The following is a 22,542-nucleotide window of genomic DNA, read 5'->3' as shown; positions in this document are numbered from 1 at the left end:
TCGACGGAGTGGCCGGGTACGAGCGAGTCGGCGGCGGGCGGGCGATCCGCGGTGCCGTGCGGTGAATCGCTCTCCCCGCGATCGGCGGCGTGGCTCGGCGGATGGGACTCGTGGGCCTGCGCGGCGCGGCGAGGTGGGTCCGCCTCGACAGGGTGGCCGGGTGCGCGCGGGTCGGGATTGGGCGAGCGATCCGCGGGGCGGCGCGGTGGGCGGGGTTCGCCTGCTCGCGTAGCGCGGTGGGGTGGGGCCTGCTCGGTGGGGTGGCCGGATGTGTGCGGGGTGGGGGCCGGTGGACCGGGGTGCCCGGGGCCCGCGGGACGACCGGGTTCGGCGTCTCGGGGGATCCGGGGGATCGGCTGGGTTTCCCAGTCCTGCATCGCGCCATCCTCGCTGATCGGACCGCCCGCCGGGTCGGCGGGCGCCGGTCGGCGAGAACCGGTTGCGCCGCGTTCGAACGTGTGTTCGACTATCCCCGTGCGATGGAACAGCCTGTCGGCAGACCGCGCCGGGGCGGAGCAGCCCGCCATCCCGGGGTTGCCCGGGTTGGTGCGCAGTGTGCGGACCCCGGAGTTCGCGGGGGTCGTCTTCCACGAGGTGCTCGCCAAGTCCGTGCTCAACAAGGTGCCGGGAGGCTCGCCTATGCCGTTCCGCTGGACCGTGAACCCGTACCGCGGCTGCACCCACGCGTGCAGCTACTGCCTGCACGGCGACACCCCCGTCCTGATGGCCGACGGCACCACCAAGCCGATGGCCGACCTGCGCGTCGGCGACCGCGTCTACGGCACCGAGCGGCGCGGCAGCTACCGGCACTACGTGCCGACCGAGGTGCTGGACCACTGGTCCACCGTCAAACCCGGCTACCGGGTCACCCTGGCCGACGGCACGCAGCTCATCGCCAGCGGCGACCACCGGTTCCTCACCGAGCGCGGGTGGAAGCACGTCACCGGGGACACCTCGGGGGCCGCGCGCCGCCCGCACCTGACGGCGGGCAACAAGCTCATGGGCACCGGTCGGTTCGCGCAGCCGCCCAAGGACACCGCCGACTACCGCCGGGGCTACCTGTGCGGCATCGCCCGCGGCGACGGCGCGGCCGGGATCCCGGTGGAGGCGGCGGGGCGGGTCGCCGAGTACCTGACCGGCGACCTGCCGCTGACGCTGCCCGTCGAGTGGCCGCGCACGCCGACCGACGAGTGGCGCAAGGGGCTGCTGGCCGGGGTCTTCGACGCGGACGGCACCTTCGCCCACCGCATCCTGCGGTTGCCGAACCTGAGCGCGCGCACCCTCGCGGCGGTCACGGAGGCGTTGGGCGCCTTCGGTTTCCGGCACGCCGTCGAGTCCCGCCGCGCCCCGGACGACCGGGCCTGCGTGCGGGTGGACGGCGGCCTGGCCGAGCACCTGCGCCTGTTCCACACCACCGACCCGGCGGCGACCGGCAAGCGCGCCATCGACGACGCCGCGATCAAGTCCGGGGCCCGGCTCGGGGTCGTGTCGGTCGAGCCGCTGGGGTTGGACCTGCCGCTGTTCGACATCACGACCGGCACGGGCGACTTCATCGCCAACGGCGTGGTGAGCCACAACTGCTTCGCCCGCGGCTCGCACACCTACCTCGACCTGGACGCGGGCCGCGACTTCGACAGCCAGATCGTGGTCAAGGTCAACGCCGCCCAGGTGCTCGCCCGGCAGCTGGCCGCGCCGAGCTGGCGGCGCGAGCACGTGGCGATGGGCAGCAACACCGACCCGTACCAGCGGGCCGAGGGCCGCTACAAGATCATGCCGGGGATCATCCGGGCGCTGGGCCGCGCGGGCACCCCGTTCTCCATCCTGACCAAGGGCACGCTGCTCACCCGCGACCTGCCGGACCTGCTCGCCGCGCGCCAGGACGTCGGCGTGGGCGTCGGCGTCTCGATCGCCCTGCTGGACCGCGAACTCCAGCGCAGCCTCGAACCCGGCACGGCCACCCCGCAGGCCCGCCTGGAACTCGTGCGGCGGATCACGGACGCGGGGCTGCCGTGCGGGGTGATGGTGGCGCCGGTGCTGCCCGGGTTGACGGATTCGGTGGAGCAGCTGGATTCCCTGCTGGCCGCCATCGCGGCGGCGGGGGCGACCTCGGCGTCGGTCATGGCGCTGCACGTGCGCCCCGGGGCCCGCGAGTGGTTCGCGGCGTGGCTGGCGCGGGAGCACCCGGCGCTGGTGCCGCTGTACCGGCGGGTCTACGGCACGTCGAGCTACGCCGACCCGAGGTACCGGCAGTCGCTGTCGGCCCGGGTCGCTCCCCTGTTACGCCGCCACGGCCTGGCGGTCAGCGCCGCGGTGCGCCCGCCCGAACCGCGGGTGCCGGTGGACGACCAGTTGACGCTGCTCTGATCACCCCAGGCGACCGAACGCGCGCAGGGTCTTCAGCGACTCCACGGTGTTCCAGCCCGCCCACTCGAACTCGACGGCGGGCGTCCAGATGGTCCACCGCACCCGCCAGCCGCCGTCCGCGTGCTGGGCGTCCACCAACTCGTCCACACTGGACTCGAGTTCAGCCTCGGTGAACCACGACGCCGCGAGGCTGTCCGGGGTGGACGCGTACTCGTGGGGCCGCTGGAGCTCGGCGGAGTTGTAGCCCTCCGGCACCACCCCGCCGTCGCCGATGCTGACGAAACCGCTGTCCCGCACCAGCTTGCCCAACCGCTCCGCCTCAGCCGCGGCCCGCGCGCGGTCCGGGGCGTGCTCCAGGAACGCCAGGCAGCCCAGCACCTCGTAGGGGTGGGTGGACTCGATACCGGTGATCCGCGCCCAGCAGAACTCGGCGGCCCGGTCGACCCACGGGTGCGCGACCCCCGCCCGCCACAGGGAACCGACCAGGTTGGCCGTGGTCAGCAAGGACCCCTCGGTGGTGTCCTCCACCGGCCACCAAGGCGCGCGCGGGTAGTCGCGGAGGTTGGGGTGGATGAACAGCACTCCCCCGTCCGCCATGGTGATGGACTCCAGGTACTCCACCACCCCGTCCGGCGCCGCGCCGACCTCGTGCAGCACGTGGAGCGCGAACATCGTCGTCACCGGCTGGCTCCCGGGGCCCCGCCCGTCGGGCTCCAGGGCGTTGCCGTAGCCGCCGTCGGGGTTGCGGTAGGCGGACAGCGCGGCCAGCACGGGCTCGGCGGGTTCATCGCGGAACAGGTAGCCGAACCGCCGCCGCTCCAACAACCGGGCGGTGCGCAGCACGAAGTCCTCGGCCCGCCCGAACGCCTCTTCGCTCAGAGTCTTCACCGGGACAACGTAAGCCGCGCCGACCACCCTGTCTTGTACGGATCGGACACCTACCCGGGGAGCCCGGCCAGGACTCGGTCGAGCGCCGCCCGTCCCGCCGGACCCCACGCGGGCTTGCCGCCGGGCAGGCCGCGGTCGCCGTTCTGGCCCATGAGCATCAGGAAGAGGCTCTTCAGCGCCGCCAGCCCCCGGGCACGCCGGACCATCCCGTCGTCGACCTCACCGTAGGCGGCGAAGAAGCGCGCCGCGGCGCCCGCGGGCAGCAGCACCCAGGCGGACGCGAGGTCTGACGCCGGGTCGCCGACGGACAGGTCGCCGAAGTCGACGACACCCGCCAGCGTCCCGTCCGCGACGACGACGTTCGCGGGGTGCAGGTCGCCGTGCACCCACACCGGCGGCCCCTCCCACGCGGGGGCCGCGACGGCGTCATCCCAGATGGCCCGGATGCTGGCGGCCTCGTCGGAGCCGATCCCGTCGACGGAGTCGAAGAAGTGGTGGAAGCCGCCCGCCCAGTCCTTGGGGTGCGCGCCGCGACCCGAACCCGCAGGCGCGTCGGCGGGGACGGCCACGTGCAGCGCGCGGAGGAACGCCGCCAGGGTGTCGGCCGCGTGCTCGCCGCGGGTGATCGACCCGCGGTCCAGCGGCACGCCCGGCACCCACGTCATGACCGTCCACAGCTTGGGGAACCGGTCGGAGGCCGCGCCGTCGCGCACCGGGACGGGGACCGGCAGCGGCAGGCGCGGGGCCAGCAGCGGCAGCCACCGGCGCTCCTTGAGCTGGTGCTCGGGCTCGGTGTCCACGCGCTGGATCCGCACGGCCAACTCGTCCCCGAGGCGCCACATCTGGTTGCCCCAGCCGCCGTCCACCTCGCGGAGGGGTAACTCGGCCAGGTCCGGGTGCTGGTCCCGCAGCAGGTCGCGGACAAGACCCGCGGTGATCTCGATGTCCGCCACTACGACGCCGAGGTCACCCGGTAGACGTCGTAGACGCCTTCCACGCTGCGGACCGCCTTGAGGACGTGACCGAGGTGCTTCGGGTCGCCCATCTCGAACGAGAAGCGGCTCACCGCCACCCGGTCCCGGGACGTGGTCACCGAGGCCGACAGGATGTTGACCTTCTCATCGGCCAGCACCTTCGTCACGTCCGAGAGCAGCCGGTGCCGGTCGAGCGCCTCCACCTGGATCGCGACGAGGAACACCGACGACTCCGACGGCGCCCACTCGACCTCCAGCAGCCGCTCCGGGGTCTGCAGCAGCTCGTCGGCGTTGGTGCAGTCCGTGCGGTGGACGCTGACGCCACCGCCGCGCGTCACGAAGCCCAGGATGTCGTCGCCCGGGACCGGCGTGCAGCACCGCGCCAGCTTCACCCACACGTCGGAGGCGCCCTTGACGATCACGCCCGCGTCCCCCGACGCGCGGCGCCGGGTGATCGTCGACGGGGTCGCGCGCTCCGCCAGCTCCTCCTCGGCGTGGTCCACCCCGCCCAGCAGCGCCACCAGCCGCTGGACGACGTGGCGGGCAGAGACGTGCCCCTCGCCGATCGCGGCGTAGAGCGAGCTGACCTCCGGGTACCGCAGCTCGCGGGCCAGCGCCGTCACCGAGTCCGCCGACACGAGCCGCTGCATCGGCAGGCCGACCCGGCGGACCTCCTTGGTGATCGAGTCCTTGCCCGCCTCGATCGCCTCTTCCTTGCGCTCCTTGGCGAACCACTGCTTGATCTTCGCCCGGGCCCGCGGCGAGGCGACGAAGGCCAGCCAGTCCCGGCTCGGCCCGGCGCCCTCGGCCTTGGAGGTGAAGATCTCCACGACCTCGCCGTTCTCCAGCTTGCGCTCGAGCGCGACCAGGCGGCCGTTGACCCGCGCGCCGATGCAGCGGTGGCCGACCTCGGTGTGCACGGCGTAGGCGAAGTCGACCGGGGTCGACCCGGCGGGCAGCGTCTCCACGTCGCCCTTCGGGGTGAAGACGAAGATCTCCCGGGTGGCCAGGTCGTAGCGCAGCGACTCCAGGAACTCCCCCGGGTCCGCCGCCTCCCGCTGCCAGTCCAGCAGCTGCCGCATCCACGCCATCTCGTCGACGTCGACGCCCGCGTGGGTGCCCTTGGTCTCCTTGTACCGCCAGTGCGCCGCGATGCCGTACTCGGCGGTGCGGTGCATCTCGTGGGTGCGGATCTGCACCTCCAGCGGCTTGCCGTCCGGCCCGATGACCGTGGTGTGCAGCGACTGGTAGACCCCGAACCGGGGCTGGGCGATGTAGTCCTTGAACCGGCCCGGCATCGGCTGCCACAGCGCGTGCACGACGCCCATGGCCGCGTAGCAGTCGCGCACGTCGTCGACCAGGATCCGGACCCCGACCAGGTCGTGGATGTCGTCGAAGTCGCGGCCCCGGACGATCATCTTCTGGTGGATCGAGTAGTAGTGCTTGGGCCTGCCCTCGACCCGCGCGGTGATCCGGGACGACTCCAGGTTGGTGCCCAGGGTGCCGATGACGGTCTGCAGGTACGTGTCGCGCGAGGGGGCCCGGTTCGCCACCAGCCGCACGATCTCGTCGTACTTCTTCGGCTGGAGGATGGCGAAGGCCAGGTCCTCCAGCTCCCACTTGACCGTGGCCATGCCGAGCCGGTGCGCCAGCGGGGCCAGCACCTCCAGCGTCTCGCGGGCCTTCTTCGCCTGCTTCTCCGGCGGCAGGAACCGCATGGTGCGCATGTTGTGCAGCCGGTCGGCCAGCTTGATGACCAGCACCCGGGGGTCGCGGGCCATGGCGATGACCATCTTGCGGATGGTCTCGGCCTCGGCGGCGCTGCCCAGCTGCACCTTGTCCAGCTTGGTGACCCCGTCGACCAGGTGCGCGACCTCGTCGCCGAAGTCCTCGCGCAGGCCGTCCAGGGAGTACTCGGTGTCCTCGACGGTGTCGTGCAGCAGCGCCGCGACCAGCGTCGTGGTGTCCATGCCCAGCTCGGCCAGGATGGTGGCCACGGCCAGCGGGTGGGTGATGTACGGGTCGCCGGACTTGCGCCGCTGGCTGCGGTGCATCTCCTCGGCGACGTCGTAGGCGTGCTGCAGCAGCGCCAGGTCGGCCTTCGGGTGCAGCTCGCGGTGCACGGCGGCCAGCGGTTCGAGCACCTGCTTGACCGGGGCCGCGCGCTGGGCGGTGATCCGCCGGGCCAACCGGGCCCGCACCCGTCGGGTGGCCGACGGCTGCCTGCCCGCCTGCGCGGGTTGGTCCACCCCGGGGGTCGTCGGGGTGGTGCCAGTGTCCACGTCGTGGGTCAAACGTGCTCCCCGGGCAGCTCGGCGCCGTGGCGGGCGCGGCGGTGCGTCCGGGTCACGTGCGCGGCCCGGGTACCGAGGATAACTCCGTTAGAGCAGCTGACCGGGCATTCGGGCGATGAAGCGCACCCCAGGTACGCCGAATCGACACCCGGGATACGCGCGGCGGAAGTCCGCTACCGGCAATCGGACGGCTCAGACACCGTGAACGGCGTGCACGGGCAGCGGCACGCGCGCCCGGCCGCCCAGGGCCGTGATCTCCACCACGACCAGGGCGGCGGTCACCTCGGCGCCTGCCCGCGCGGCCAGCCCGGCGGCGGCCGCGAGGGTGCCGCCGGTGGCCAGCACGTCGTCCACGACCACGACCCGGTTGCCCGCGCCGAGCGCGCCCACCGGCAGCTCGAACGTGGCGGACCCGTACTCGAGGTCGTAGGTGACCCGGTCCGCGACGGCGGGCAGTTTGCCCGGTTTGCGGATCGGCACCACGCCGAACCCGCGGGTGGCGGCCAGCGCGGCGCCGAACAGGAAGCCGCGGGCCTCCAGCGCCAGCACGGTGTCCACCCCGGCCGGTACCGCACCGGCCAGGGCGTCGACCACCGCGCGGAAGCCCCGCGCGTCGGCCAGCAGCGGGCTCAGGTCCTGGAACAGGACGCCCGGCTCGGGGAAGTCGGTGACCTCCCGGACGAGGCCGAGCGCCCTGGTCAGCTCCGGGTCCGCCACGGCGTCAGTGCCGCTTCTTGCCGGTCGGCTTGCCCGTGGGCTTCGGGACCGGCTTGCCCGCCTTGCGGCGCGCGTCGGACGCCTTCGGGGTGCGGGCGGGCACGCTGGACGCGGTCGCGTACGCCTTCTCGCGGCGCAGCTCGGCCTCCAGGGCACCCTCCTCGCCCAGCTCGGCGTCGGTGGCCTCGGCCCGGCGCGCGGCCTGGTTCGCCCGGCGCAGCCGGACCCGGTCGGCCTGCTGCCGGAACTTGGGCTCGGTCATCTTCAGGTCGACCAGGATCGGGGTCGCCAGGTAGATCGAGGACAGCGCGCCCGCGAGCATGCCGGTCAGCTGGACCAGCGCGAGGTCCTGCAGGGTGCCGACGCCGAGCAGGCCGACGCCGACGATGAGCAGGCCGAGCACCGGCAGCAGCGCGAACAGCGAGGTGTTGATCGAGCGCATCAGGGTCTGGTTCAGCGCCAGGTTCGCCGCCTCGCCGTAGGTGCGCCTGGTCAGGCCCAGCAGGCCCCGGGTGTTCTCCTTGACCTTGTCGAACACCACGACGGTGTCGTAGAGGGAGAACCCGAGGATGGTGAGCAGACCGATCACCGTGGCCGGGGTGACCTCGAAGCCGACGATCGAGTAGACGCCCATGGTGATCACGACGTCGTGGATGAGCGCGGCCAGCGCGGCCACGGCCATCCACTTCTCGAAGTAGAAGGCCAGGAAGATGGTCACCAGCACCAGGAAGGCGAGCAGTGCCCACAGCGCCTGGCGGGAGATCTCCCCGCCCCAGGTACCGGAGACGGCGCTGTCGCTGATCTGCGCGGGCCCGGCCGTGCCGTCCTGCGACACCGGCTTGAACTCGTCGAACAGCGCCTGCTTGAGCTGGGCGACCTCGGGGACCTTCAGCGCCTCGGACTTGATCTGGATCGAGGCGCCCGCGCCGGTGCCGACCCGCTGCACGGTGGGCTGCTCTTTGTTCAGCGTCTCGACGAAGACCCGCTTGACCTCTTCGGTCGAGATCTCGCCGGAGGCGCTGACCGACGGCATGGAGACCTTGGTGCCGCCCTCGAAGTCGATGCCGAGGTTGAAGCCGCGGAAGACCATCGAGGCGATGCAGACGAGCATCAGCGCGCCGAAGATGAGGTACCAGCGCTTGCGCTTGCCGACGATGTCGAACGCGCCCGTGCCGGTGTAGAGCCGGTCGAAGACGCTGTGCTTGCCGCCGACCGCGACGTCGCCGGTGGCGCTGAGCGTGGCCGGGACCGGGGCCGGGTTCTCGTTGCTGGTCACGTCACACTTCCTTCGCGGCGGTGCCCGCGGGGACCCGCGCGGCGCGCTGGGTGGCCGCCAGGCGCTGCACGGAGCCGAGGCCGGAGTACTTCGGGTGGGACAGGAACTTCGACTTCGCCGACAGCGCCACCAGCGGGTGGGTCACCAGGAACACCACGACGAGGTCGAGGACCGTGGACATGCCCAGGGTGAACGCGAAGCCGCGGACCTGGCCGACGGCGAGCACGTAGAGCACGGCGGCGGCGAGGAAGCTGACCGCGTCGGCGGACAGGATCGTGCGCCGCGACCGCACCCACGCCCGCGGCACCGCGGAGCGGAACGTGCGGCCCTCGCGGACCTCGTCCTTGAGCCGTTCGAAGAAGATCACGAACGAGTCCGCGGTGATGCCGATGGCGACGATGAACCCGGCGATGCCCGCGAGGTCGAGGGTGAAGCCGATCCAGCGGCCGAGCAGCACCAGGAACGCGTAGACCACGACCGCCGAGAGCACCAGCGACAGGATCATCTGCAAGCCGAGCAGCCGGTAGTAGACCAGGCAGTAGAGGAACACCAGCAGCAGGCCGATGCCACCGGCGATCAGACCGGCCTCCAGCGAGGCCAGGCCCAGCGTCGCGGACACGGTCTCGGCCTCGGACGCCTCGAACGACAGCGGCAGCGAGCCGAACTTGAGCACCTGGGCCAGCTTCTGCGCCTCGGCCTGCTTGAAGCCGCCCTGGCCGCCGGTGATCTGGGTGGCGCCGGTGATCACGCCCTGGATGGTGGGCGCGGAGACGACCTGGGTGTCGAGGACGAACGCGGCGCGCTCGTTGACGTGCGAGGCGGTGTACTCGGACCAGGTCTTGGAGCCGCCCGACTTGAAGTCCAGCGTCACCACGTAGCCGACGCCGGTCGGGTCCGGGCTGGCGGCCGCGTTGCTGATCTCGGTGCCCTCGAGGAAGGACGGGCCGAGGATGAACTTCTCCCCGGCGTCCTGGTCGCAGGCGGCCAGCGGCAGCTTCGGGTCGTCGTTGCCGACCAGCGGGTCCTTCTTGGTCGGGTCGCAGTCCAGGGTGGCCAGCGCGGCCTGCTGCAGCGCCTGGTCGGCCGGGACGTCCGCGCCGTCGGGGCCCTTGCTGCCCGCGAGCTTCGGGTCCTGGCGGCACTTCTGCGCGGCGGCGATGACGTCGCTCTGCTTGGCCTTCTGGTCGGCGAGCAGCGCGCCGTACTTGCCGCACGCGGTGTCCGCGGTGGCCGGTGCCGGAGCGGGGGCCGACGCGGCGGGGGCCGAGGTGGCCGGGGCGCCCGAGGTGGCGGGCGGGGCCGACGGCGTGGTGGTCTGCTGCTGGGCCAGCGCGGGCGCCGGACGGCCCTGCGGGGCGCCGGAGGTGGGCGCGCCGGACCCGGCGGGCGCCGAGGTGGCGGGCGGGGCGGGGGCACCGGAGGTGGGCTGCGTGCCGGACGGCTGCACGGACCCGTCGGCGGGCGGCGTCTGCTGCTGCGCCTGCGCGCCGACGGGGATCGCGCCGATCACCGGGCGGAAGCGCAGCTGCGCGGTCTGACCGAGGTCCTTGGCGCGCTCGCCGTTCTCGCCGGGAACGGTGATCACGATGTTGTTGCCGTCGAGGACGACCTCGGCACCCGCGACACCGGTGTGGTTGACCCGGGTCTCGATGATCTCCCGGGACAGGGCGAGCGATTCCTTGGACGGTGCCTCACCGGTCGCGGTCCGCGCGGTCAGCGCGACCCTGGTCCCGCCCTGCAGGTCGATGCCCAGCTTGGGCGTCGCCTTGTGGTCGCCGGTGGCGAACACGAGGGCGTAGAGGACAGCGACGATTGCTACGAAGAACGCCAGATAGCGTCCTGGGCGGATCTGCCCAACCGGTGGTGCCACGGTCGGTCCGTCTCCTCGGCTCGCGCGGCTCGCGCACGGATCACTTCGTGCGTGCCGCGATAGGTGGTCATGACACTGCGCCCACACCCGGAGCGAACTCGCGGGTGGGGGCGCAGCGTACCTCCTGCGAAGTCAGCTCGGTGTTGCACGGCTCACGCTGCGCCCACCGGCGTGGGCTCAGCGTGAAGGCGGGGCACCTGGAGCCGATCTTCGTAGACCTTGTTCGAATCGTGCTCAGTTCTTCGGCTTGCTGTCGCTGTCGGCCGGGATGGCCTCGTGCTCACCGGTCAGGACGGAGCCGTCCTCATCGGTGTCGTCGTCCTCGTCGTCGATCACGTCCGGGCCGACCTTCTCGCGGATCGCCTGGCGCAGCCAGGTGGTCTCGTAGCCCGGGGCGATCTCGATGCCGATGGTGGCGTCGTCGGAGATGTCGGAGACCGTGCCGTAGAGGCCGGAGGTCGTCATCACGCGGTCGCCGACGGTCAGCGAGTTCTGGAGTTCCTGCTGCTGCGCCACCATCTTCTTCTGGCGGCGCGAGCCGAGGACCAGCGGGATCGCCAGCACGGCGACGAGCAGCAGGGGGAGCAGCGCCTGGTTCATTTCTCTCCATCCACGGGGGAATCGGGGACGGCACGGGTTCTGCCCAGGTCGCGCCGTTCCGCCCGGTGCGAAACGTCCGATTCTTCTTCTTTGTCAGTACCGAGTCTGCCAGGTCGCGCCGGGCCCGTGGGGCCCGACCCGTCCGCGGGCGGTACCGGGGATCACTCTTCGAACAGCGTAGGTGCCGCCCGGCCCGGTGCGTCCGTCGGGGCGGTGAGCCCCAGGTGGGACCACGCGAGCGCGGTGGCGACCCGGCCCCTCGGCGTGCGGGCCAGCATGCCCGCGCGGACGAGGTAGGGCTCGCACACCTCTTCCACGGTAGTCGTTTCCTCCCCGACGGCCACCGCCAACGTCGCCACGCCGACCGGGCCGCCGCCGAAGGAGCGCACGAGCGCGTCGAGAACGGCCCGGTCGAGGCGGTCGAGGCCGAGTTCGTCGACGTCGTAGACCTTCAGCGCGGCCCGCGCGGTTTCCCGGTCGACGGAGCCGTCGCCGCGGACCTCGGCGTAGTCGCGGACCCGGCGCAGCAGCCGGTTGGCGATGCGCGGGGTGCCCCGGGAGCGGCCCGCGATCTCGGCGGCGCCGTCGGGGCGCAGGTCGATGCCGAGGATGGTGGCCGAGCGGCGCAGCACGAGTTCGAGGTCCTCGGCGGCGTAGAACTCCATGTGCGCGGTGAAGCCGAAGCGGTCGCGCAGCGGGCCGGTGAGCGAGCCGGCGCGCGTGGTGGCGCCGACCAGCGTGAACGGGGCGATCTCCAGCGGGATGGAGGTGGCGCCGGGGCCCTTGCCGACGACCACGTCGACCCGGAAGTCCTCCATCGCGAGGTACAGCATCTCCTCGGCGGGGCGGGCGATGCGGTGGATCTCGTCGATGAACATGACCTCGCCGTCGACCAGGTTCGACAGCATCGCGGCCAGGTCGCCCGCGCGCTCCAGCGCCGGGCCGGAGGTGATCCGGATGGGCCTGCCCAACTCGGCGGCGATGATCATGGCGAGGCTGGTCTTGCCGAGCCCGGGCGGGCCGGAGAGCAGCACGTGGTCCGGCGGCGCGCCGCGCCGGGTGGCGCCTTCGAGGACCAGTTGCAGCTGCTCGCGGACCCGGGGTTGGCCGACGAACTCGGCCAGCCTGCGCGGTCGCAGCGAGGACTCGTCGTCGCGCTCGCCGGGGTTGGCGACCGGGGACAGGTCGCGCCAGTCGTCCTCGGGCTCGTCCATCAGCGCTTGCGGCCGAGCGTGGCCAGGGCCTGGCGCAGCACGCCGGCGGTGTCGGCGCCCGCGTCGGCGGCGAGCACGCCGTCGACGGTCTGCTCGGCCTGCTTGACCGGGAACCCGAGCCCGACCAGGGCCTCGACGACCGAGCCGCGGACCGCGCCCGCGGCGGGCGCGACCGGGGACTCGGCACCGGCGGGCAGCGCGCCGACCTTGTCGCGCAGCTCGATGCACAGCCGCTCGGCGCCCTTGCGGCCGATGCCGGGGACCTGGGTGAGCACGGTCAGGTTGCCGTCGGCGAGCGCGGCGCGCAGCTGCGCGGGTTCGAGCACGGCGAGGGTGGCCAGGGCCAGCCGGGGGCCGATGCCGGACACGGTCTGCAGCAGCCAGAACAGGTCGCGGGCCTCGGTGTCGGCGAAGCCGAAGAGGGTGAGCGAGTCCTCGCGGACCACGAGCGCGGTGGCCAGCGCGGCCTGCTCGCCGCGCCGCAGGGTGGCCAGGGTGTGCGGCGTGGCCTGCACGGCGAAACCGACACCGCCGACCTCGACCACGGCGTGGTCGAGTCCGATCGAGGCCACCTGGCCCCGCACCGAGGAGATCACCTGTTCACCGTTCCGCTCTTGGTCTCGCGCGCCGCGGCGGCCAGCCTCGCACGGTGCTTGCGGGCCAGTTCCGCCGCCCTCGCCTCGGCCTCGGCCATCCGGTTGCGCACCGGCGCCCGCCACAGGTGGCAGATGGCGATGGCCAGGGCGTCGGCGGCGTCGGCGGGTTTGGGCGCCTCGGCGAGCCCGAGCAGCCTGGTCACCATGGCCGCGACCTGCGCCTTGTCGGCCCGGCCGGAGCCGGTGACGGCGGCCTTGACCTCGCTGGGGGTGTGGAACATGACCGGCAGGTCGCGGCGGGCGGCGGCGAGGGCGACCACGCCCGCGGCCTGCGCGGTGGCCATCGCGGTGCGCACGTTGTGCTGGCTGAACACCCGCTCGATGGCGACGACCTCGGGTCGGTGGCGGTCGAGCCAGCCCTCCACCGCGTCCGCGACGCGCAGCAGCCGGGCGGGCAGCACGTCCTCGGCCGGGGTGCGCACCACGTCGACCGCGACCGCGCGCACCGCGCGGCCCGCGCCACCGTCGACCACGGCGATGCCGAGCCGGGTCAGCCCGGGGTCGACGCCCAGCACACGCACGGTGATCGCTCCAGGTCGGCTCGCTCGTGAACACTCGTTCGAGAGCCTAGGGGGTGGACCGGTCCGCGATCACCCCGACACGCGGGGCACGGTGATCGGCGGTTCGATCAAGTGGGGCGCCAGCGGGGTGCCGGGAGCGAACCAGGGCGCGGTCGCGTCGGCGGCGGGTTGGGCCCGCCAGTCGCGGCAGACGCGGTCGAGGCGCACGGGGTGGATGGTGAGGTCGCCGTTGGCCGCGATGCGCAGGCGCAGGAAGCCCTTGTAGTCCTCGATGCTCTGCCCGGCCATGACCTCGTTGAGGTTGATGTTCGCGCGGCTGGCCAGGAGGAGGTAGATCGCGACGATCTCGGCGTCGACGAACCCGATCACGACCGGTGTGCCCAGGCCGACGACGGCGAGCGTGGCCCAGTCCTGGCCGGCGCCGTCGGGCAGGGCGTGCTTGTACAGCGCTACTACGAGGAACGACCAGCCGACGCTGAGCCCGATGTGCGCGAACGCGTGCAGCACGCCCGCGAACCGGGCGGCGGCGGGCTTGGTTTTGCCGCCCATGCGGGCGAACGTGGTGCCCGCGACGACGAGGACCACGCCGATGATCGCGGCGGGCGCCCAGCTGCCGAGGAGCCCGAAGAAGCCCCGGGCGCCGATGTCGGTCTGCACGATGCCGTAGAGGACCGCGAGGGTCATGACGGTCTGGAAGGCGCCGGTGAGCGCCCAGAAGGTGCGGTTGCGCCAAGGGAGGGCGGTGATCCCGGCGGCCAGGCGCCGGGAGGTGTCCCGGTCCGGGTAGCGGGTTTCGAGGTCGTAGAAGGCGGGTGGGGACGGCTCGCGGACGCGGGACTCGGCGGGCGGCAGGCAGAGGGTCTCGGGGAGCCGGTGGGTGGCGGCGAGGTAGGCGCCGCCGAGGCCGCAGGTGACGCGTTGGCGGCCGGTGCCGTCGCGTTCGGCGAAGCGGGCGTAGTGGTGCTTGTCGCCGGAGAGCATCACGCGGGTCTCGGCGCCTTTGGCGCGGACGATCTCGCGGTCGAAGAACTCGATCGTGTCGTAGCCCTTGGTCTCGCCGCCGGATCCGGCGGCGACCCAGGCGGGCTTGGACGTGCACAGGATGACGGCGTCGCCCGCGGCCATTTCCGCTGTCGCGCGGCGGAAGTACTCCAGCTGCGGGGCGTCGACGTAGTCGTCGAATTGGGTGTCGATTGCCAGCAGCCACCAGCGGTTGGGGAGCCGAATGGCGAAATACGACCGGGCTTGCGCGGTCTGCCAACCACCGAAAGAGCGCTGCTGGGCGAAGACGCGCAGGAAGGCGGTGAGGCCGTCGTACCAGTCGTGGTTGCCGGGGAGGGCGTAGAGGGCGGGCGGCTCCCCCTCGACGGCGGGGAACGCGGCCCGGTAGACGCCTTTGGAGCGGTCCTCGTACGCGCTGGTGGAGGCCGAGGGGTAGACCTCGTCGCCGCCCATCACCAGCAGACCGCCCCGGGGTAAGCGGTGGCCGTCGACGTCGAGGTGGTCGGCGGCGAGCAGGGACGCGACGGAGTAGGTGGCGTCGAAGCCGTCGCCGAGGTCGGCGACGAAGTCGAACCACAGCTCGGTGCCGTCGCCGTGGTCGTGCAGGTCGGCGTCGAGGCTGCCCTGGAGTTCGCGCTTGTCGGCGTAGGAGCCGAAGATGGCGGCGATCACCGACTGGAGGCCGGTGGTGACGAGCACGCCGGGTGCCAGCCACCGGACCGCTTCCCGGCGCTGGAAACCGACTTCGCGCGCGGAGAGATCGGCTGGGCGGGGTCGGGGCACTGTCATCCCCTCCTCTGGTCGCGGTATCCATGATCGTATCCGCCCGTGCGCGTTCGGTGGCGGAGATTGACCTTGATGGGGGTTGGGATGACCGAGGCGAGTGACATCATCGAGCGGTTGGGGCTGCGCCCGTTGCCGGTCGAGGGCGGCTATTTCACCGAAACGTGGGGCGGTGATCACTTTTCGTCGATCTACTACCTGCTTGCGGCGCCGGGATACTCGGCGTGGCACCGACTGGACCGGGACGAGGTGTACGCCTTCCACGCCGGGTCGGCGTTGACCGTGCACCTCCTGGGGCCAGGTGGGTACCGGTCGGCGCGGCTGGGGACGGATCTGCGCGCGGGTGAGCGGCCGCAGCTGGTGGTACCCGCGGGGACCTGGCAGGCGTCGGAGACCGCGGCGTGGTCGCTGGTGGGGACGGTCGTGGTGCCGCCGTACACCGACGAGTGCGTGGAGTTCGGGACGCCGTCGCTGGTCGCGGACCGGCCGGAGCTGGCCAGGCTGCTGCCCGCCGCGCCCTGACCTCAGCCCGGCTTTGGCGGCGTCCCGTATCCCTTGCGCGGTGACCGAAGCGCGCGAAGTGGTCGAGCTGTTGGGGTTGAGCCCGCTGCCGTTGGCGGGCCAGTACTTCACCGACTCGTGGGTCGGGGAGAGCTTCTCCGCCATCTACTACCTGCTGGCGGCGCCCGCGTACTCGAGCTGGCACCGCGTGGACCGCGACGAGCTGTACGTCCACCACGCGGGGGCGGCACTGACGGTGCACCTGCTGGACCCCGTTGGCTATCGGGCGGTGCGGCTCGGACCGGACCTGCGGGCGGGTGAACGACCGCAGCTGGTGATCCCCTCGGGGGCGTGGCGGGCGTCGGAGACCGGGTCGTGGTCGTTGATCGGGACGGTGGTGGTGCCGCCGTTCGCGGGCGCCGTCGTGGAACCCGGGACGGCCGAGCTGGTCCGCGACCAGCCTGACCTGGCGCGACTGCTGCGCACGCCATGACGACGCGTCGACCCGTGCCCGCCACGGGTCGACGCGTGCCCGGCGCGGGTCAGCCGATGTCGAGCGCCTCGAGCATCGCCATCGCCACGTGGTCGGCGGCGTTGCGGTGGCCGCGGGCGTTGGGGTGCACGAGGGCGGGCTGGTCGAGGGCCCTGGTGAAGATGCCGTCGACCCACTTGGCGGCGTCGCAGACGCTGTGGTCGCGCGAGGAGTCGTAGAGGTCGACGAACCGGGCGGAATCGTGCTTGCCCGCCGTGTCCTCGATGACCTTGTTGAGGGGTTCCAGGACGCCCGTGCGCAGCCACTCCAGGTCGCCCGGCGCGATCGAACCGAACTGCTCCTGGTTGTTGTACTCGCACTTGGTGGTGTCCTCGGGGACGACCGTGGGATAGCCGACGGCGAGGATCTTCGCGTCCGGGGCGCGTTCGTGCAGCACGGTGAGCATCTCGTCGTAGTCCCCGCTCACCTTGTTCAGCCGGTCCGGGATGCCCTCGGCCAACTCGTCCTTGCACGGGGTGCCCTCGCCACCCGACTCCCCGCCCAGCGGCAGGCACCGGGCGAGGATCTCGGCGAACCCGGCGGTGTTGCCGCTCACGCCGACGGTGACCACGTCGGTGCCGGGGCCCATCGCGGCGGACTGCGGCGGCACCGCGGGGAACGGGTAATCCGGGTCTTCGAAGGCGGGCGGGAAGTGGTACCCCCGCGGCTCCTGCGCCCGGAAGGTGACCTCCTCGACGGTCGCGGCACCGCAACTGACGTTGATCAGGTCGAACAGCGAGCCGAGGTCGCGGTCGATGAGCTGGGGGTACGACTGGTCGGTGCGCTCACAGCCGTCCCGGGGGACCTCGTAGACGTCGCCCGCGGCCTTGATCACCCCGGCCGTGTACGAGTCGCCCAGCGCGACCCACTGGTGGGACGCGGCGGGTTCGGCCTCGGCGGCTGGTGCGAGGGTGCTCGCGGCGATGGCGGCTGTCGAGACCAGAACGACCACGCTGGCGCGTGCTATGGATCCTCCATTGGACGGGAATCGGTCGACCCACCCGGCCACTCCACTGTGGACAGCTCGCGGTGGACGCCTCCGAGGTATCTCCGCGCACCGCGCGGAAAACGGCGACCAACCCGTTAGAGGACCGTGTCCACCCCACCGCGTGCGGACCGATTCACCCGATGCCGCATCGACCACCCCGGGGGTGGACGAGTTCACGCCCGGCGGGGCTTCGCCATGACGACGAGGCGGATGCCGACCTTGTCGACGTGGTCGCCGGAGGGCTCGTAGCCCGCCTTGCGGTAGAGGCGCTGGTTGTCGTGGCTGTCGGCGCCGGTGATCAACCAGAACGTGTCGACCTCGGGCGGGGCGGCGGCCTCGACGGCGGCCAGCAGGGCGCGGCCGACGCCGGTTCCCTGCTGGTCCGGGGCGACGGAGAAGCGGGCGATCTCCATGCGGGTGCCGTCGACCCGGCCGCGGACGCTGCCGACGAGCCGGGTGCCCGACCAGGCGCCGACGGCGACGGCCAGGTCGGCGCGGAACTGCTCGACCGTCTCCACCAGCGGCGGGATGAACGGCTGGGTGTAGCGCTGGGCCTCGGTGACGTAGGCGGCGCGCTGGACGGTGAGCGCCTCGCCGACGTCTGCGGCGGTGAGGGGCGCGACGCGGATGGTCACGGGCCGTCGATGCCGGGGCGCCAGCTCTCGGGCAGGCCGCTGGCGGTGAGCACCGGCTGCCACTCGGCGAAGCCCTCTGGGGCGCGGCGGCTCCACGGGAAGTCGCCGTCGGGGGTGGCGACGATCAGTTGCAGCGCGGGGAACTGGCCCGACGGGTACAGCAGGAACGCGCTGCCCAGGAACTCGGCGTAGTGGTCGCGGTGCACGCGCTCGACGACTACCGGGGTGCCCTCGAAGAAGTCGAGGTAGGGCAGGCCGGGGAAGAACCGCTCCCCCGCCGCCGCGCGGGCCACGTAGGCGTCGATGAGCGGTTTGAGCATGTTCACGGGCAGGCCGATGACCACGGCCTCCGGTGCGCCGAAGCGGCGCCAGGCGCCGACGGAGAACGCGTACGGGGCGCCGTGCTCGTCGCCGGGGACCTCGACGACCGCGTGGCCGTCCTCGTCGGCGGTGCGCAGCAGCCACTGGCGCAGCGCCGCCTGCTCCTCGGTGATCTCGTCCAGGGACATGGGCGGCTCCTGGTTCGGTGGGGACCGAAAGGGAACGGCCCGGGCGCGTGTGGACGCGCCCGGGCCGGGAAATCATCTGGCAGACGCGTAGTGGAACACCGTGCGTCCCGAGAACATCAGCCGACCTCGGCCATGACGTCGTCGGACACATCGAAGTTCGCGTAGACATTCTGCACGTCGTCGCAGTCTTCGAGCGCGTCGATCAGCTTGAAGATCTTGCGGGCGCCGTCGGCGTCGAGGGCGACGGTGACCGACGGGAGGAAGCTGGCGTCGGCGGACTCGTAGTCGTAGCCCGCGCCCTGCAGGGCCGTGCGGACCGCGACCAGGTCGGTGGCCTCGGAGACGATCTCGTAGCTGTCGCCGAGGTCGTTGACCTCTTCGGCGCCCGCGTCGAGCACCGCGCCGAGCACGTCGTCCTCGGTGAGGCCGTTCTTGGGCAGGATCACGACGCCCTTGCGGTTGAACATGTACGCGACCGAGCCCGGGTCGGCCATGTTGCCGCCGTTGCGGGTCATGGCGGTGCGGACCTCGCCCGCGGCCCGGTTGCGGTTGTCGGTGAGGCACTCGATGAGCACCGCGACGCCGTTGGCCCCGTAGCCCTCGTACATGATCGTCTGCCAGTCGGCGCCGCCCGCCTCCTCGCCGCCGCCGCGCTTGCGGGCGCGCTCGATGTTGTCGAGCGGGACGGAGTTCTTCTTCGCCTTCTGGATGGCGTCGTAGAGCGTGGGGTTGCCGTCCGGGTCACCGCCGCCGGTGCGCGCGGCGACCTCGACGTTCTTGATCAGCTTCGCGAAGAGCTTGCCACGCTTGGCGTCGAGGGCGGCCTTCTTGTGCTTGGTCGTCGCCCACTTGGAATGGCCGCTCATCTGGTCCTCCGTCAGCCTTGCGAGTCGGTTGTCTTGCGCTCGCCGTCACCGTTGCGGTTCACGATGTCGACGAACAGGCGGTGCACGCGCGCGTCGCCGGTGAGTTCCGGGTGGAACGCGGTGGCCAGCACGGTGCCCTGCCGGACGGCCACGATCCTACCGGCGGCGGCCCCGGCGGCCGGTGTCTCGGGCACCCTGGCCAGCACGGTGACCCGCGGCGAGGACGACTCGACCCACGGCGCGCGGATGAACACCGCGTGCAGCGGGCCGCCGTCGACGCCGTCGAAGTCGACGTCCTCCTCGAAGGAGTCCACCTGCCTGCCGAAGGCGTTGCGCCGGACGATGACGTCGAGGCCGCCGAGCTGGTGCTGGTCGGGCCTGCCGTCGAGGACCTTCTCGGCGAGCAGGATCATGCCCGCGCACGAGCCGTAGGTGGGCATGCCGTCGGCGATCCGGGCGCGCAGCGGGGCCAGCAGCTCGAAGGTCTCGAGCAGCCGGGACATGGTGGTGGACTCCCCGCCGGGCAGCACCAGCCCGTCCACAGCGGACAGCTCCGACTCCCGGCGCACGGTCAGCGCGCGGGCGCCACCGGCCTCCAGGGCGGCGACGTGCTCGCGCACGTCCCCCTGCAGGGCCAGCACTCCGATGAGCGGTCGAGCGTCCGACACGGGCACGTCCTCCTGTTCACGACCCGATCAACCAGCCTAGTCGGCCTGGTCGGGGCTCGGGTCAGGCCACCCCGGCCAGGCGTAGCAGTGCGGTGGCCGCCGCCGCGGCGATGACCACGACCACGCACGGTGCCTTGCGCCAGGCGAGCAGTCCGCCGACCAGCACGCCCGCGGGCAGCGCCCAGCCCGCGAAGGCGGGTCCCCTGGTCAGCGCGCTGGTGGCGATGAGCGCCACGAGCAGCACGATGGCGCCGGTACCGAGCAGGTCGCGGACCCGCTCGGGCATCCGGACGCGGTCGCGCAGCAGGGTGCCGCCGAAGCGGAAGGCGAAGGTGCCCGCGGCGAGCACCAGGATCGGCACGAGCGTCAGGTTCCCGGTCACGCGGTCAACGCCTGCGTGCGGGGCACGGCCACCAGGCCGACCAGGGCGAGCAGCACCGGCACGCCCGCGGGCAGGAACGGGGTGGCGGCCAGGGCGACGGCGGCGCCGAGCAGGGCCGGGAGGAGCTTGGCCCGGTCCTTGAGCGCGGGGAGCACCAAGGCCAGCATGACCGCGGGGAAGACCGCGTCGAGGCCGAGGGTGCTCGGGTCGTCGACCAGGGTGCCCGCCAGCGAGCCACCGAGCACGCCCAGGTTCCAGGCCGCGAACAGCGCGGCGCCGCAGGCCCAGTACGCGGCCCTGGCCCGGGTCGCGTCGCGCTGGGCCATGGCGTAGGCCACCGACTCGTCGATCATGAGGTGGCTGCCCAGCAGCCGGGCCGCCCAGCCCCGGCCGACGACGTCGCCGACCGCGAGGCCGAACGGCAGGTGCCGGGCGTTGAGGACGAGCCCGCCCAGCACCGCCGCGATCGGGCTGCCGCCGGCGGCGACCACACCGACCACCAGGTACTGCGACCCGCCCGCGAAGACCAGCAGGGACATCACCACCGGCACCCACAGCGGGAACCCCGCCGAGACCGCGATGGCACCGAAGGACGCGCCGTTGACCGCCGCCGCGACGGCGATGGCCAGCACGCCCCGCCAGAGCTCGGCATCCAGGGTTCGCCATATCGAACGCATAGTCCAGTATGATGAACGCCCCGGGAGCGTTCGTCAACGCGAACGTTGTGTTCGACATAGCGAACGGAGTGTGTGGGTGGAACACCGTGGAGCGCCCCTTGACGTCATCGCGCGGTCGTTGCGGCGGGAGCGCGAGCGGGTGGGTCTGTCGCTGAGCGAGTTGGCGAAGAGGGCCGGGGTGGCCAAGTCGACGCTGTCGCAGTTGGAGTCGGCGTCGGGGAACCCGAGCGTGGAGACGCTGTGGGCGCTGAGCGTGGCGTTGGACGTGCCGTTCAGCAGGTTGGTCGAGCCGCCGCGGCCGCGGGTTCAGGTGATCCGGGCGGGTGAGGGGCCCGCGGTGTATTCGGAGCACGCCGAGTACGTGGCGACGCTGCTGGCGTCGTGCCCGCCGCACGCGCGGCGGGACATCTACCTGATCACCGCCGAGCCGGGCGGGAAGCGGGAGTCGCTGCCGCACTCGCCGGGGGTCGTGGAGCACGTGGTGCTGTGCTCGGGGGAGGCGTTGATCGGGCCCACCGAGGACCCGGTGCGGCTGACCCCCGGGGACTACATCTCCTACCCCGGGGACCTGCCGCACATCTTCGAGGCGCTGGTGCCGGGTACCTCGGCGTGCCTGATCTCCGAGCACGTGTAGGTCGACGGGCGGCGCTCGATCGGGTGTCGGCGGGGGCCGGACAGCCCGATCGAGCGCACCCCCGGCGCGTCCCGACTACCAGCCGCGCTCGGCGAGGCGGTGGGGTTCGGGGACGTCCTCGACGTTGATGCCGACCATGGCCTCACCCAGACCGCGGCTCACCTTGGCGATGACGTCCGGGTCGTCGTGGAAGGTGGTGGCCTTGACGATGGCCTCGGCGCGCTGCGCGGGGTTGCCCGACTTGAAGATGCCGGAGCCGACGAACACGCCCTCGGCGCCCAGCTGCATCATCATCGCCGCGTCCGCCGGGGTGGCGATGCCGCCCGCGGTGAACAGCACGACCGGCAGCTTGCCGGTCCGCGCGACCTCCGCGACCAGCTCGTACGGGGCCTGCAGCTCCTTGGCCGCCACGTACAGCTCGTCCTCCGGCAGCGACGACAGCCTGCGGAGTTCGCCGCGGATCTTGCGCATGTGGGTGGTGGCGTTGGAGACGTCGCCGGTGCCCGCCTCGCCCTTGGAGCGGATCATGGCCGCGCCCTCGGTGATCCGGCGCAGGGCCTCGCCCAGGTTGGTGGCGCCGCAGACGAAGGGGACGGTGAACGCCCACTTGTCGATGTGGTTGGTGTAGTCGGCCGGGGTCAGGACCTCGGACTCGTCGATGTAGTCCACGCCGAGCGACTGCAGCACCTGGGCCTCGACGAAGTGGCCGATGCGCGCCTTCGCCATGACCGGGATGGACACCGCGGCGATGATCCCGTCGATCAGGTCGGGGTCGCTCATCCGGGCGACGCCGCCCTGCGCGCGGATGTCGGCGGGCACGCGCTCCAGCGCCATGACCGCGACCGCGCCCGCGTCCTCGGCGATCTTGGCCTGCTCGGCGTCGACCACGTCCATGATCACGCCGCCCTTGAGCATCTCTGCCATGCCGCGCTTGACCCGGTTGGTGCCGGTCTCGGGGACGGCGGGAGTGGACTGCGCATCAGTCACGGCA

The 22,542-nt window shown here is 72.5% G+C and carries 23 protein-coding genes; 4 read left to right on the top strand and 19 right to left on the bottom strand.

The features are described 5' to 3' along the window. Nucleotides 1-474 precede the first annotated feature (474 nt). Complete coding sequence (locus CLV40_RS14975; protein ID WP_181043515.1) at nucleotides 475-2,364, top strand: intein-containing Rv2578c family radical SAM protein; 1,890 nt, start codon at nucleotides 475-477, stop codon at nucleotides 2,362-2,364. On the opposite strand, the gene CLV40_RS14970 is transcribed toward CLV40_RS14975, so the two are convergent. The 11 genes from CLV40_RS14970 to CLV40_RS14920 all read right to left on the bottom strand — a co-directional run bounded on the left by CLV40_RS14970 (nucleotide 2,365) and on the right by CLV40_RS14920 (nucleotide 15,165). Continuing rightward, complete coding sequence (locus CLV40_RS14970) at nucleotides 2,365-3,252, bottom strand: hypothetical protein (RefSeq protein ID WP_104479516.1); 888 nt, start codon at nucleotides 3,250-3,252, stop codon at nucleotides 2,365-2,367. 50 nt (nucleotides 3,253-3,302) lie between these two features. After that, nucleotides 3,303-4,205 (bottom strand): phosphotransferase, encoded by a 903-nt coding sequence (locus CLV40_RS14965; protein ID WP_104479515.1) that lies wholly within the window; start codon nucleotides 4,203-4,205, stop codon nucleotides 3,303-3,305. Then, complete coding sequence (locus CLV40_RS14960) at nucleotides 4,205-6,508, bottom strand: RelA/SpoT family protein (protein ID WP_104479747.1); 2,304 nt, start codon at nucleotides 6,506-6,508, stop codon at nucleotides 4,205-4,207. Before CLV40_RS14960 ends, CLV40_RS14965 begins: the two co-directional genes overlap by 1 nt. A 204-nt stretch (nucleotides 6,509-6,712) precedes the next feature. Next, nucleotides 6,713-7,237, bottom strand: coding sequence for an adenine phosphoribosyltransferase (locus CLV40_RS14955; RefSeq protein WP_104479514.1), 525 nt, complete (start codon nucleotides 7,235-7,237; stop codon nucleotides 6,713-6,715). 4 nt (nucleotides 7,238-7,241) lie between these two features. Then, complete coding sequence (gene secF, locus CLV40_RS14950) at nucleotides 7,242-8,513, bottom strand: protein translocase subunit SecF (protein ID WP_104479513.1); 1,272 nt, start codon at nucleotides 8,511-8,513, stop codon at nucleotides 7,242-7,244. 1 nt (nucleotide 8,514) lies between these two features. After that, nucleotides 8,515-10,383 carry a protein translocase subunit SecD gene (secD, locus tag CLV40_RS14945; RefSeq protein WP_104479512.1) on the bottom strand — a complete coding sequence of 623 codons (1,869 nt, stop codon included), beginning with the start codon at nucleotides 10,381-10,383 and terminating at the stop codon, nucleotides 8,515-8,517. A gap of 234 nt (nucleotides 10,384-10,617) precedes the next feature. Then, entirely contained in the window at nucleotides 10,618-10,983 is a 366-nt protein-coding gene (gene yajC, locus CLV40_RS14940) for a preprotein translocase subunit YajC (RefSeq protein ID WP_104479511.1), read from the bottom strand. A 161-nt stretch (nucleotides 10,984-11,144) separates the two neighbouring features. Beyond that, entirely contained in the window at nucleotides 11,145-12,197 is a 1,053-nt protein-coding gene (gene ruvB / locus CLV40_RS14935; protein WP_104479510.1) for a Holliday junction branch migration DNA helicase RuvB, read from the bottom strand. Next, nucleotides 12,197-12,793, bottom strand: a complete 597-nt coding sequence (ruvA, locus tag CLV40_RS14930) for a Holliday junction branch migration protein RuvA (protein WP_104479509.1) — start codon at nucleotides 12,791-12,793, stop codon at nucleotides 12,197-12,199. Before ruvA ends, ruvB begins: the two co-directional genes overlap by 1 nt. Further along, complete coding sequence (gene ruvC, locus CLV40_RS14925; RefSeq protein ID WP_104479508.1) at nucleotides 12,790-13,374, bottom strand: crossover junction endodeoxyribonuclease RuvC; 585 nt, start codon at nucleotides 13,372-13,374, stop codon at nucleotides 12,790-12,792. The genes ruvA and ruvC overlap by 4 nt, the downstream gene beginning before the upstream one ends. 69 nt (nucleotides 13,375-13,443) lie before the next feature. After that, the gene (locus CLV40_RS14920) at nucleotides 13,444-15,165 is read right to left on the bottom strand and encodes a metallophosphoesterase (RefSeq protein WP_104479507.1); all 1,722 of its coding nucleotides are present in this window, start codon (nucleotides 15,163-15,165) and stop codon (nucleotides 13,444-13,446) included. Between the two features lie 81 nt (nucleotides 15,166-15,246). Here CLV40_RS14920 and CLV40_RS14915 point away from each other — a divergent pair, with 81 nt between their 5' ends. Continuing rightward, nucleotides 15,247-15,681 carry a cupin domain-containing protein gene (locus tag CLV40_RS14915; protein WP_104479506.1) on the top strand — a complete coding sequence of 145 codons (435 nt, stop codon included), beginning with the start codon at nucleotides 15,247-15,249 and terminating at the stop codon, nucleotides 15,679-15,681. Between the two features lie 40 nt (nucleotides 15,682-15,721). Next, nucleotides 15,722-16,153: a cupin domain-containing protein gene (locus CLV40_RS14910; protein ID WP_104479505.1), complete on the top strand. Its 432-nt coding sequence runs from the start codon at nucleotides 15,722-15,724 to the stop codon at nucleotides 16,151-16,153. Nucleotides 16,154-16,202: 49 nt separating this feature from the next. Here the strand turns inward: CLV40_RS14910 and CLV40_RS14905 are convergent, their stop codons facing one another. The 7 genes from CLV40_RS14905 to CLV40_RS14875 all read right to left on the bottom strand — a co-directional run bounded on the left by CLV40_RS14905 (nucleotide 16,203) and on the right by CLV40_RS14875 (nucleotide 20,917). Beyond that, nucleotides 16,203-17,144 carry an SGNH/GDSL hydrolase family protein gene (locus CLV40_RS14905; protein WP_219823985.1) on the bottom strand — a complete coding sequence of 314 codons (942 nt, stop codon included), beginning with the start codon at nucleotides 17,142-17,144 and terminating at the stop codon, nucleotides 16,203-16,205. Between the two features lie 209 nt (nucleotides 17,145-17,353). Next, nucleotides 17,354-17,815 (bottom strand): GNAT family N-acetyltransferase, encoded by a 462-nt coding sequence (locus CLV40_RS14900; protein ID WP_104479504.1) that lies wholly within the window; start codon nucleotides 17,813-17,815, stop codon nucleotides 17,354-17,356. Further along, nucleotides 17,812-18,324: a DUF4262 domain-containing protein gene (locus CLV40_RS14895; RefSeq protein ID WP_104479503.1), complete on the bottom strand. Its 513-nt coding sequence runs from the start codon at nucleotides 18,322-18,324 to the stop codon at nucleotides 17,812-17,814. The genes CLV40_RS14900 and CLV40_RS14895 overlap by 4 nt, the downstream gene beginning before the upstream one ends. Nucleotides 18,325-18,440: 116 nt before the next feature. Further along, a complete protein-coding gene (locus CLV40_RS14890; RefSeq protein ID WP_104479502.1) occupies nucleotides 18,441-19,190 on the bottom strand; it encodes a YebC/PmpR family DNA-binding transcriptional regulator in 750 nt (249 codons plus the stop codon). Between the two features lie 11 nt (nucleotides 19,191-19,201). Continuing rightward, nucleotides 19,202-19,858: a pyridoxal 5'-phosphate synthase glutaminase subunit PdxT gene (gene pdxT / locus CLV40_RS14885; protein ID WP_104479501.1), complete on the bottom strand. Its 657-nt coding sequence runs from the start codon at nucleotides 19,856-19,858 to the stop codon at nucleotides 19,202-19,204. Between the two features lie 61 nt (nucleotides 19,859-19,919). Further along, nucleotides 19,920-20,240: an AzlD domain-containing protein gene (locus CLV40_RS14880; RefSeq protein ID WP_245931301.1), complete on the bottom strand. Its 321-nt coding sequence runs from the start codon at nucleotides 20,238-20,240 to the stop codon at nucleotides 19,920-19,922. Then, nucleotides 20,237-20,917, bottom strand: coding sequence for an AzlC family ABC transporter permease (locus tag CLV40_RS14875; protein WP_104479500.1), 681 nt, complete (start codon nucleotides 20,915-20,917; stop codon nucleotides 20,237-20,239). The genes CLV40_RS14880 and CLV40_RS14875 overlap by 4 nt, the downstream gene beginning before the upstream one ends. Nucleotides 20,918-20,993: 76 nt before the next feature. Here CLV40_RS14875 and CLV40_RS14870 point away from each other — a divergent pair, with 76 nt between their 5' ends. Beyond that, nucleotides 20,994-21,551: a helix-turn-helix domain-containing protein gene (locus CLV40_RS14870; protein ID WP_245931300.1), complete on the top strand. Its 558-nt coding sequence runs from the start codon at nucleotides 20,994-20,996 to the stop codon at nucleotides 21,549-21,551. Nucleotides 21,552-21,626: 75 nt separating this feature from the next. Here the strand turns inward: CLV40_RS14870 and pdxS are convergent, their stop codons facing one another. Continuing rightward, nucleotides 21,627-22,538 carry a pyridoxal 5'-phosphate synthase lyase subunit PdxS gene (gene pdxS / locus CLV40_RS14865; protein WP_104479498.1) on the bottom strand — a complete coding sequence of 304 codons (912 nt, stop codon included), beginning with the start codon at nucleotides 22,536-22,538 and terminating at the stop codon, nucleotides 21,627-21,629. Nucleotides 22,539-22,542: the final 4 nt, after the last annotated feature.

Source organism: Actinokineospora auranticolor, from assembly GCF_002934265.1.
In the GTDB taxonomy this organism is placed as follows: domain Bacteria; phylum Actinomycetota; class Actinomycetes; order Mycobacteriales; family Pseudonocardiaceae; genus Actinokineospora; species Actinokineospora auranticolor.
Note: the sequence above shows the minus strand (reverse complement) of the source record. Positions and strands in the feature narration are given on the sequence as shown.